This is a genomic window from Nocardioides daeguensis (genome assembly GCF_019192965.1).
Lineage (GTDB): Bacteria > Actinomycetota > Actinomycetes > Propionibacteriales > Nocardioidaceae > Nocardioides > Nocardioides daeguensis.
In genome coordinates, this window is the sequence record NZ_JAHTKU010000007.1 from 22,710 (window position 1) to 32,340 (window position 9,631).

Consider the following 9,631-nt stretch of genomic DNA (forward strand, 5'->3'; position numbering starts at 1 on the left):
GGCCCCACGGGGTGGCAGGCCGCGCCACCCCGGGGATCGACTCGTCTAGAACGGCGGCCACGGGATCGCCGGCCAGCCCCCGGAGGGGCCGGGCAGCACCTCCGCGGCGAGGAGTCGTTCGGTACGACGCTCGAGCGCCCCGATCTCGTGCTCGGCCAGGTGGGTGGTCAGCCGCTCACCGAGGTCGCCGCGGATCGCCGCCAGCACGAGGGTGACCACCTCGACCTCCTCGGCGCTCAACGGCAGGCCGGCCCAGCCCCACAGGACGGTGCGCAGCTTGTTCTCGTGGTGGAACGCGACGCCGTGGTCGACGCCGTACCGGTGCCCTCCCGGCATCGCGAGCACGTGGCCGCCCTTGCGGTCCGCGTTGTTGACGAGCACGTCGAAGACAGCGAGCCGGCGCAGCGCGAGGGAGTCCTCGTGGACGAGGGTCACCGGGTGGTCCCGCTCGTCGAGGCCCTCCACCACCTCGAGCCAGCCCGGTGGCGTCGCCCCCGCCCGGACCAGGGTGACCGCGTCGTCGTCGGGGTCGACCTGCTGCCACTCCTGGACCATGCCGGGGCCGTGGGGTCCCTCTCCCCACCACGTGCGCGGGACCAGGTTCCAGCCGGTGGCCTCGGACACCAGGTAGGCGCTGACCTCCCGGTCGGCGAGGGTGCCGTCGGGGAAGTCCCACAGCGGACGCTCCCCCGCGACCGGCTTGTAGACGACCTCGCGACCGTCGAGCTCGGCGAGGAAGGTCGCGTTGGAGGCCGGCATGATCCGGCCCCGGATCTCGAGGGTCACCAGCGGGTCACCGCCAGGTCACTGCTCGGTGGGCTCGCGGCGCCGGAACCCGTTGGCGCGCACGCACAGGTGGCCGTCGGGGTCGATCGGCTGGCCGCAGAACGGGCATGTCGGACGCCCTGCGCCCACGACGTGCTCGGCACGTCGTACGAACGCCCGGGCCTGTCCCGGCTCGAGCCGGACCAGGAGGAGCTCCGCGGGGTCCTCGCCGTCGGTGAGCTCGATCGGCTCCTCGCCGACCGGGAACACCTCGACGACCACGCGCTCGTCGTCGGGGTCCCACGACAGGGTCATGGTGCCGGCGCGGAACTCCTCCTCGATGGGCAGCTCCAGCGGCTGGTCGTCGGCCAGGCCGAACGGTGCCATCGCGGGGACGACGCCCTGCGCGCGGCCGTCGGCGATCACCTCGTCGAGGAGCTCGTCGATCCGCTCCGCGAGGGCGACGACCTGCTGCTTCTCCAGGGCCACCGAGACCAGCCGCGAGCCGGCCCGGGCCTGGAGGAAGAAGGTGCGGCTGCCGGGCTCGCCGACGGTGCCGGCGACGAAGCGCTCGGGCGGGTCGAATCCGTGGACGATCGGCATGCTCCGAGCCTAGTGGTCCGGGCGCCCGGGGCCGGCGCCGCCGCCGATCACGGCGCCGGTGGTGGTGGCTGCGGTCGTGGAGGTGGTCCGTGCGGTGGCGCGGGGCCGGCGCTTGCCCGGCTTGGGTGCGAGCCAGGACAGGTCGCCGTCGTGTGTGTTGCTGGCGAGGACGTAGGGACGGTCCGGGGCGTACCGGACGATCGACACCGACGCGGGATCGACGCCGATCCGCTGGAACAGGTCGAGGTGCATGCCGAGCGCGTCGGCGAGCACCGACTTGATGATGTCGCCGTGGCTGACCGCCACCCAGACCGCGTCCGGACCGTGCTCACGGGTCACGGCGGCGTCGAGTCGTCGTACGGCGGCCACAGCGCGGTGCTGCATCGCGACCATCGACTCGCCGCCCGGGAAGATCGCCGCGGACGGCTGCCGCTGGACGGTCTGCCACAACGGCTCGCGGACCAGCTCCTTGATCGGCCGGCCCTGCCACTCGCCGTAGTCGCACTCCGCGAGCGCCTTCTCGGTGACCGCCCGCGTCGCGGCCCGCCCGCCGTCGCGCTGGGCGTCCGCGATCGCCTTGGCGGTCTGCTTGCAGCGCTCCTGCGGACTGGTGACCAGAGCCGCGAGCGGCACCGCGCCGATCCGGGAACCGGCCCGGGCCGCCTGCTCGGAGCCCAGGGCGTCGAGCCGCACCCCCGGCGTACGGCCCGCGAGGACGCCGGAGGCGTTCGCGGTGGTCCGGCCGTGGCGGACCAGCAGCAAGGTGGCCATGCCGGGGAGCCTAGCCATAGCGTTGGTGCGTGATCGTCGACAGCGCCGTCTACCGGCACGGTGTCCGCCTCCCGGTGGACTGCCACCTCCACGACTACGCCGCCCTGCGGGCCGCGGCGAGTGCCGAGAACGACTTCGTCTGGGTCGGGCTCTACGAGCCCAGCCACGTCGAGCTCGGGGAGATCGCGACCGCCTTCGACCTGCACCCGCTCGCCGTCGAGGACGCGGTCTCCGCCCACCAGCGGCCCAAGCTGGAGCGCTACGAGAACAACCTCTTCCTGGTCCTCAAGACGCTGTGGTACGTCGACGAGGACGACGCCGTCGAGACCGGCGAGATCAACGTGTTCATCGGCGAGGACTTCGTGATCACAGTGCGCCACGGTCGCGGCTCGGCCCTCAGCGACGCCCGGCACGACCTGGAGAAGAAGCAGTCCGTCCTCGACCACGGCCCCTCGGCGGTCATCTACGCCGTCTGCGACGCGGTGGTCGACGGCTACACCGCGGTCGTGGCCGAGCTGCAGACCGACGTCGACGAGGTCGAGACCTCCGTGTTCTCCGACAAGCGCACCCAGGACGGCGACCGGATCTACGTCCTCAAGCGCGAGCTGTCCGAGGTACGCCGTGCGGTGCTCCCCCTGCGCGAGCCGATGCGCCGCTTCGCCACCGGCATCGTCGACCTCGTCCACGCCGAGGCGGCGCCCTTCTTCCGCGACGTCAGCGACCACCTCGCCCAGGCCGCCGAGGAGATCGACACCCTCGACATCCTGTTGTCCTCCGCCTTCGACGCGCACGTCTCCCGCATCGCGATGCAGCAGAACGACGACATGCGCAAGATCTCCGCGGGCGCCGCGCTGGTCGTCGTACCGACGCTGATCGCCGGGGTCTACGGCATGAACTTCCAGCACATGCCGGAGCTGAGCTGGAGCTTCGGGTACCCGTTCGCGCTGCTGCTGATGGCCTCGACGATGGCCGGGCTGTGGATCTTCTTCAAGAAGGCGGGTTGGTTCTGAGCCCGATCTGGGCCTCGTGCTGGGCCTCGTGGTGTTGCGGTTTGGTCCCAAACCGCAACATCGGAGCCCGCGGGCCTGCGGTTCGTGCCCAATCGACGACTGGTCAGACCACTCGGACTCAGGTCGGACTCAGGCGCTCAGCGCACCGGTCCCGAGCAGCACCAGCACGGCAGCACCGAGCACGACCCGGTAGACCACGAACGGCGTGTAGGACTTCGTGCTGACCCAGCGCAGCAGCCACGCGATGGCGGCGTAGCCGACGACGAACGAGATCACCGTCGCGACCGCGGTCGGGCCCCAGCCGTAGTCGGCCTCGCCGGCGTGGGCGACGCCGACGTTGCCGATCTCCTTGAGCTCGAAGACGCCGGCGCCGACGACGGCGGGGATGGCGAGCAGGAAGGCGAAGCGGGTGGCGGCCTCGCGCTCGTAGCCGAGGAAGCGCCCCATGGACAGGGTCGCGCCGGAGCGGGAGACGCCGGGGACGAGGGCGAGGGCCTGGGCGCCGCCCATGAGCGCGGCGTCGCGCAGCCGCATCTGCTTGATGACCTTCTCGTTGCGGCCGATCCGGTCGGCGAGACCGAGGACCAGGCCGAGGACGATGAGGGTGCAGCCGATGATCCACAGGTTGCGGAAGTCGCGCTCGATGACGTCCTTGAGCAGCACGCCCAGGATCACGATCGGCAGCGAGCCGACGATGATGTACCAGCCCATCCGGGCGTCGAGGGCGCCGCGGTACTCCGGCTTGAACAGCGACAGCACCCAGGCCCGGGCGATGCGCCAGATGTCCTTGCGGAAGTACACGAGGACGGCCAGCTCGGTGCCGATCTGGATGACCGCGGTGAACGCGGCACCGGGGTCGCCCCAGCCGAACAGGTCGGGGAAGATCCGCAGGTGTGCGCTGCTGGAGATCGGGAGGAACTCGGTGAGTCCCTGGAGCACGCCGAGGAACACTGCCTGCAGGTAGTCCGCCACGACGCGCCATCCTAGGCAGTGCCCGATGAGGTCCGTCATCGGCGTGCCCGACGCGCCCCGCGCGGCTCGCCGGATACGTTGTGCCCCATGCAGCAGCGGTACGTCGGCGCCAGCGGCCTCCAGGTGTCGCGCCTCGCCCTCGGCACGATGACGTGGGGCAAGGACACCGACGAGCACGAGGCGCGCGACCAGCTGGCCGCGTTCGTCGAGGCTGGCGGTACGACGATCGACACGGCCGCGGGCTACACCGACGGCCGGTCGGAGGCGCTGCTCGGCTCGCTCCTCGGTGACGTCGTACGGCGCGACGAGGTCGTGCTGGCCACCAAGGCAGGGATCTGGCGGCGCGGCACGGAGCGGGTGACCGACACCTCGCGCGGCGCGATGCTGCGCGGCCTCGACACCTCCCTCAAGCGGCTCGGCACCGACCACGTCGACCTGTGGCAGGTCCACATCTGGAGTGACGAGGTCCCGCTCGAGGAGACGCTGGGCACCCTCGACCACGCGGTCGCGTCGGGCCGGGCGACGTACGTCGGCATCTCGAACTTCAACGGATGGCAGACCGCGCGGGCGGTGACCCTGCAGGAGTCGGTGGCCGGGCGAGCCCGGATCGTGTCGACCCAGATGGAGTACTCCCTGGTCAACCGCCGCGTCGAGCGCGAGGTGCTGCCGGCGGTCGAGGCGCTCGGCCTGGGCATGTTCCCGTGGTCCCCGCTGGGGCGCGGGGTGCTGACGGGCAAGTACCGCACGGGCACGCCCTCCGACTCCCGCGCGGCCTCCCCCGTCTTCGCGGGCTTCGTCGACGCCTACCTCGACGACCACAGCCGCGGCATCGTCGAGGCGGTCGCCCGCGCTGCCGACGGCCTGGGCTGGACGCCACTCGAGGTGGCGCTGGTCTGGGTGCGCGACTCGCCCGGCGTCACGGCACCGGTGGTCGGCGCCCGGACGGCGGCACAGCTCGCCGGCGCCCTCGGCTCGGAGGAGAAGGTGCTGCCCCCGGAGATCCGGGCGGCCCTGGACGACGTGTCGGGGGGCGCGGGATGACCCGGTCCCTGCTCCGCCCCGGCATGATGCGCGGCCTCGGCCGCGGGGTGGAGTGGGAGTTCGACCGGGTGACCTTCGACCGCGGGTTCTCGCGCACCATGGTCGCCACGCTGCTGGTCGAGCGCGCCGAGCACGGCGGCTGGGAGCTGGACCGGGTGCAGATCGGCCCGGACGGACGGCGCCGCGTGGTGCTGCGGCGCAAGATCATCCGGGCCGTCCGCACGGCCTGACCCACGGGCGCCGCTCGCGCGGCGCGCAGGCGCATCGTGTTTGGTGGTCGTCCACCGATATCGTCCCTTCACGTCGTTGAAACATGTACTACCTAGCCTCGCGTTCTCTCGGGTCCCCCCGATCAGTCAGGAGAGAACGTGAAGGTGATCAGCGCGCCCGGAGGGCGCCTGCTCGTACTACTGGCGGTGGCGGTGAGCACGCTCGGCGTGCCCGCCGCCACGGCGACATCAGCACCCCCGACCCAGGTCGCCGCGCCGCAGCCCGGGCTCCCCGACCCGCTGGACCGCGGCAGCTACACGCCCGCGACCGTCCAGGAGACCAAGCTCGGCCTGGTCGACCTGCAGGAGCCTGCCTCCGACGGATCGGCACCGGCAGCAGGGACGGCGAGTGCCGCCGAGCAGCTCGAGGTGCGCGGTGCGCTCTACTACCCGCAGGACCGGACCGAGCCCTCACCGGTGCTGGTGCTCGTGCACGGCAACCACGGCTCGTGTGACACCGGCCAGGACACGACCACGGCGTCGTGCGCCCAGTTCAAGCGCAACGAGGCCGGCTACGCCTACCTCGGCGAGAACCTGGCGACCTGGGGCTACACCACCTTCTCGGTCTCGCAGGACCAGATGATGATGCGCCAGGACGGCCCCAAGGGGAAGGGCATGCACCAGCGCAGGAAGCTGATCGCCGCCACGCTCGACGCCCTGGCGGCGGCCAACGAGCCCGGTGGTCTCCCCGTCGATGCGCACAGCACGATCGGCGACACGCTGGCCGGGCGGCTCGACATGACCCGGATCGGGTTGATGGGTCACTCCCGCGGCGGTGACGCCGTCACCAGCTTCATCGACTACAACCGGATCCGGACCGACGGCCCGCGCTACCCGTTGCGCGGCGTGATCTCGCTGGCACCGGTCGACTACGAGCGCAAGGCTCCCTACGGCACGCCGTACATGTCCATCCTGCCGTGGTGCGACGGCGACGTCTCCAACCTGCAGGGCGCGCGCTTCTTCGAGCGCAGCCAGTACGTCAACGCCGACGACCCGTTCCCGCGCATCCAGTCCTCGCAGCTCGGCGCGATCCACAACTGGTACAACACCGTCTGGTTCGCCGACGGCCAGGACGGCGGCAACGTCGCCGACGCCGCCTGCGGCAACTCCGAGCCGACCAACGGCGCCAACGTGCAGCCGAACAACCTGCGGCTCAGCGGGGCGGCGAGCTACGACCCGTGGTCGTACGTCGTCGACAACTCCGACACCTACAACCCGCTGGTCAACACCAAGATCTCCGGCGACCCGGCCCGGATGGGAGACCAGGAGAAGATCGGCCTCGCCACGATGAGTGCCTTCTTCCGTCGCTACGTCGGTGGTGAGGGCGCCTTCGACCCGTACCTCACCGGGGAACTGTCGGACACCGCGACCCACGAGCAGATCCCGGCCTCCGCCTGCCCGACGAGCACGTCAGGCACGCGGATCGCCTGCGCCGAGCGGGTCTCGACCAGCTACTTCCCCGCGGCCAGCGAGCGGATCGACGTGATCCGGCCCGAGATCACCAACCCGCTCGGCCTCAACGCACTCGGCGGCTCGCTGAGCGGGACCGGGTTCGCCAACCCCTACCCGGCCGACGGCGGTGTCTCACCGCGTCCGAAGGCGACCGCAGGCGGCTACGACTGGTGCAACCCCGAGCCGGACGACTTCGCTCCCGCACAGCTCGGCAAGGGCACGCAGCCCACGGCCGCCAAGGCCTGCCCGCTGCCGGGGAAGGCCGCGCTCGGCGGCCAGAACGCGACGCGGGAGAACGCTCCGGTCAACCACTCCTACGGCCGTCAGCTGGCGCTGGCGTGGGAGCCGAGCAGCGACGCCGTCCTGACCGCCGACATCCCGGCAGCCTCCGGCGACGTCAGCGGGCTCAAGGCGCTGGCCATGGGTGCCGACGTCAACTTCTTCGACGCCCGCAACCCCGGCGCCGACTCCGTCGAGCGGACCTACGACCCGGCCGCCACCAGCCAGGACTTCCAGATCGCGGTGGTCGACCGGGCCGGCCACGAGGGCGTGGTGAACGCCGGCGACCCGCGCTGGGGCAACGCCCTGCACATGTCGACGGGCACTCAGACCTCGCGGACCCACACCGTGCTCGACCAGATCCGGGTCCCGCTCACCGAGTTCGCGGCCCAGGGCGTGGACCTGACCGCGATCGACACCCTCGAGCTGCGCTTCGGCGGTGCCGGACTGCCCCAGTCCGGCTCGGTCCAGGTCGCCGACGTCCGGTTCCAGGAGGCCGCGACGAGCAGCCCGCTGGTGCTCTCCGACGGCACCGACATCGACCAGGGCGCCGGTCACGGCCCGCCGGCCACCGGTCCCGACCCCGCCGACTTCCTCGCCGAGACCGACAACACCCGTGGCAACGTGTCGATCGTCGACACGGTCGGCCAGGCCGGAGCGAGCACCACCTGGGTGGTCGACGACGACCGCGTCCAGTGCCCCGACGCCAACTACACCTCGATCCAGACCGCCGTCGACTTCGCCTCGCCGTGGGACACCATCGTGATCTGCGAGGGCACCTACGAGGAGTCGTCGACGCCGATCTCGGCGCCCGGAAACCCGGTCGCCACGGGAGCGAGGAACGGCCTGACCATCACCAAGCCGTTGAAGCTCAAGGGAGCCGGCGCCGACAAGGTCACCATCAAGCCGGACCCGTCCATCGACGACCTGGCCGGGCTGACGCCGTACCTGCGTGACGGCGGCGGCAACGTCATCACCGTCTCGCGGCAGTCCCTGGGCTCCACCGACACCAACGAGCTCTTCGTGGACATCTCCGGCGTGTCCGTCACCTCCGGCGACACCTGGGCCGAGGCGGGCATCGCCTTCTTCGGCGCTGCCGGCCGGATCTCGCAGAGCAAGGTCGGCCCGCTGCGGCGGGCCACCGACGCCGGCCAGCTGGCTGAGCACCCGCACGGATGGGGTGTGGTCAAGACCGGCATCGTCCAGGGCGCCGGACCCGGCAGCGTCGAGTCCGAGGTGACCGTAGCCGACAGCCTCGTGACCGGCTACCAGTCCGGCGGCATCCTCTTCGACGGCGCCAAGGGCACCGACGGAGCACCGGCGAACACCGCCCGCACCGGGATCATCCAGAACGGCTACGTCGTCGACACCGCCGTCACGGGCAGCCCCGGGGGCACGTTCGCGCAGACCGGGGTGAAGTTCACCGGTGGCATGCAGGGCTTCGTCAAGGGCAGCCGGATCACGGGCAACTACTTCCGGCCCGACCCGACCCGGTCCTACGGCATCCTGCTCGCGGACGCCGGCACCGAGGGTGCGCTCCTGGCGGAGTCGAGCGTCCTCACCGGCAACGGGTGGGCGGTCTACAACGGCACCGCGGACCTGTCCGCGCCCCGTACCGACGCGCCGTTCGTGCTCCGCACGAGCTACGTCGGCACCGGCACGCCCGTGGCCGGAGGCCCCGCGGACCCGGCTACCGGGCTCGAGGCCGTCTCGGGCTCCGGATCGGTGAGCGTCCAGCAGCGCCAGTCGACCCTGCCGGGCGGGATCCCGACCGGTCCGGGCGAGGTCGCCGACGCTGCCCCGACGGCGGCGCTGGTCGACCCCGGCGAGGGCCTCACGGTGCGCACCGGTGAGACGGTGCACCCCGTGGCGCTGGGTCGCGACGACCATGCCGTGCGCTCGGCCAGCCTGCTGGTCGACGGCAAGGTGGTGCAGACGCTGTCCCACGCGCCGTTCGTCTTCGCCTGGACGCCCGGACCGCAGCACGCCGGCGGCAGGGTGACGATGTCGACCGAGGTCACCGACGACTCCGGGCAGACCACGACCTCGGAGACGGTCGGGGTCAGCGTGAGCAAGCAGCTCGTCGGACCGACTGCCTCCGTGGCGGGGCTGAAGGCGGACAAGCGGAAGGGCCTGGTCCGGCTGGCGGTCGCGGTCAACACCGCCGGCACCCTGACGCTGGCCGGGACCGGCGTCGCGCCGCAGACGGTGGTCTCCACCGGCGGGGGGACCGTCGAGGTCGTCGTCAAGGCGACCGGGCGCCTGAAGAAGAAGCTGCGCGCCAAGGGCCGGGTGAAGGTGCCGGTCACCCTCACCTTCACCTCCCCAGGAGGCACGGTGCCCCTGGCCCAGGTGGTGAAGCTGGTCAAGAGGCGGTGAACACCGAGCGGGGTCACGGCGCGTGCCGGGACCCCCCGTCCCCCGCCCCCCGCACCGCATCAGCTGGTGGGAGCCCGCCCCCGGCGGGCG

General features: G+C 71.9%; 8 protein-coding genes. 4 read left to right on the top strand and 4 right to left on the bottom strand.

The genetic code is table 11. The annotated features are described in order from the left end of the window. Positions 1-45: 45 nt before the first annotated feature. From KU893_RS05925 to KU893_RS05935, 3 genes are read right to left on the bottom strand one after another with little or no spacing between them, the layout of a single operon-like run. The gene (locus tag KU893_RS05925; RefSeq protein ID WP_308167183.1) at positions 46-786 is read right to left on the bottom strand and encodes an SCO1664 family protein; all 741 of its coding nucleotides are present in this window, start codon (positions 784-786) and stop codon (positions 46-48) included. Between the two features lie 18 nt (positions 787-804). Beyond that, entirely contained in the window at positions 805-1,368 is a 564-nt protein-coding gene (locus tag KU893_RS05930; protein WP_218233432.1) for a DUF3090 domain-containing protein, read from the bottom strand. A 9-nt stretch (positions 1,369-1,377) separates the two neighbouring features. Continuing rightward, positions 1,378-2,139 carry a histidine phosphatase family protein gene (locus KU893_RS05935; protein ID WP_218233433.1) on the bottom strand — a complete coding sequence of 254 codons (762 nt, stop codon included), beginning with the start codon at positions 2,137-2,139 and terminating at the stop codon, positions 1,378-1,380. Positions 2,140-2,168: 29 nt separating this feature from the next. Here KU893_RS05935 and corA point away from each other — a divergent pair, with 29 nt between their 5' ends. Next, entirely contained in the window at positions 2,169-3,149 is a 981-nt protein-coding gene (gene corA / locus KU893_RS05940) for a magnesium/cobalt transporter CorA (RefSeq protein WP_218233434.1), read from the top strand. A gap of 129 nt (positions 3,150-3,278) precedes the next feature. On the opposite strand, the gene KU893_RS05945 is transcribed toward corA, so the two are convergent. Beyond that, complete coding sequence (locus KU893_RS05945) at positions 3,279-4,121, bottom strand: undecaprenyl-diphosphate phosphatase (protein WP_257441512.1); 843 nt, start codon at positions 4,119-4,121, stop codon at positions 3,279-3,281. 87 nt (positions 4,122-4,208) lie between these two features. Here KU893_RS05945 and KU893_RS05950 point away from each other — a divergent pair, with 87 nt between their 5' ends. From KU893_RS05950 to KU893_RS05960, 3 genes are all read left to right on the top strand, one after another. Continuing rightward, on the top strand, positions 4,209-5,162 hold the full coding sequence (locus KU893_RS05950) for an aldo/keto reductase (protein ID WP_218233436.1): 954 nt from the start codon (positions 4,209-4,211) through the stop codon (positions 5,160-5,162). Next, positions 5,159-5,392 carry a DUF5703 family protein gene (locus KU893_RS23155; protein ID WP_218233437.1) on the top strand — a complete coding sequence of 78 codons (234 nt, stop codon included), beginning with the start codon at positions 5,159-5,161 and terminating at the stop codon, positions 5,390-5,392. The genes KU893_RS05950 and KU893_RS23155 overlap by 4 nt, the downstream gene beginning before the upstream one ends. A gap of 138 nt (positions 5,393-5,530) precedes the next feature. After that, entirely contained in the window at positions 5,531-9,541 is a 4,011-nt protein-coding gene (locus KU893_RS05960; protein WP_218233438.1) for a hypothetical protein, read from the top strand. Positions 9,542-9,631: the final 90 nt, after the last annotated feature.